The 1,341-nt window shown below is 50.7% G+C and carries 1 protein-coding gene; it reads right to left on the bottom strand.

What is annotated here, in order from left to right; genetic code table 11:
• Positions 1–26: 26 nt before the first annotated feature.
• Positions 27–1,229, bottom strand: coding sequence for a transposase (locus K3767_RS11990; RefSeq protein WP_221173785.1), 1,203 nt, complete (start codon positions 1,227–1,229; stop codon positions 27–29).
• Between the last annotated feature and the right edge of the window lie 112 nt (positions 1,230–1,341).

Below are 1,341 nucleotides of genomic sequence, written 5' to 3'. Positions count from 1 at the left end.
TACGGCGCTTGTCAAGTTTTTTGTGTCTAGACCTGTAGGTCATCTTTTTCGTACCTCTCTTTAAAGAGGTATCTCAGAAGGTGAGCCACCTGCTGATATTTCCAGTTGGCCCTCTTCCACCAGCCCTCAAGCAACTCCCTGGCCAATACCCCATATCTGAAATCCCGGTCCCTTTCGGAGTGAAAATACCCTCCACAGGCCCTCTCCGCCTCCTCTATCTTCCGATTGACTCCTTCGGCCACATTCGTAGACGATAGTAATGCCCTCAGCTCCTTTGGATATTTCAGAAAAGCCAGATATTGTTCCTTGCGATTGGCTATTCTTTTCACAAAATCCGACTCCTGGGGTAGCTTCTCCAGCAGAGCCTCAAATAACCTCAAACCTTTCTCATAGGTGAGGCTGTTTTTAATGCTCTGGAAGTATTCCCTGAAGGTTCGGTAATGTTCCCGGCTGAGGTGGCGTTTAGCATTTCTCAGGAGATGAACGGTGCAGAGCTGAATATCGGCCTTAGGGAAGAAGGTCCTGGTAAGGGAGGAAAGCCCGGGGAAATCATCGTGAACCACGATAAGGACCCTTCGTAACCCTCTCTGGCTCAAGGTTTCAAGAACCTTTTTCCAGCCTTCCTTGCTTTCCCGACCTTCAAAGGTGTAGAGGCCCAGGAGCAACTTTTGGCCCTCAAGGGTAAGGCCTATAACCACATAGGTAGTGTATTCCCGGACTTCCCTTCCCTCCTTAACTTTCTGGCGGATGGATTTGCCGTCCAGGAAGATGGCGGCCAGATCCGAGGGCAGAGGCGAGGTGTTGAGGGTTTCGAGATAGGTCACGAACTCTTCAATCACTTCGTCCAGGTAGTTCTGATTGATAGGTAGATCCAGATGTTTAAGGGATCGGGAGGCGCTTTGTATGGATCGGGCCCCTAAGAGGAAAGAGAAGGCCATGTTGAGGTAGTCTTCTGGGAGGTAGCGGGTGTGTCCGGGAGGGAGGAAGAAGGGGCGGAATTTTTCGTAGCGGGTGCGGGCAATCTCCACCGGGAAGGAGAGTCCTCCTATCTGGAGGTTTCTCTGGTAGAAACCGTTTCCCTTGTCGTGGGGATGGTGTTTAAGGTGGATGGCGCGGTGAGCCAGGCCCAGGTGTTTGAAGAGCCAGGAGAAGAATTCCTGAGGGACAAAGTCCTCCCACTTCTGGAGCTCCTCTAGAAATTTTTCGGTAAAGAGTTTATCTTGCTTCATAGGTGTACCTCCTGTTTGAATTTTTTCTCGCTGCCTAGGGAGCCTTTCCCGTTGGAGAGGCTCCCTCTTTTCTCTTAATACCCGGACACAAAAATTTAGGTACCACCACCGA

Source organism: Thermosulfurimonas sp. F29 (genome assembly GCF_019688735.1).
Lineage (GTDB): Bacteria > Desulfobacterota > Thermodesulfobacteria > Thermodesulfobacteriales > Thermodesulfobacteriaceae > Thermosulfurimonas_A.
The sequence above is the reverse complement of the archived record's forward strand: the minus strand, read 5'-3'. Positions and strand labels throughout refer to the sequence as shown.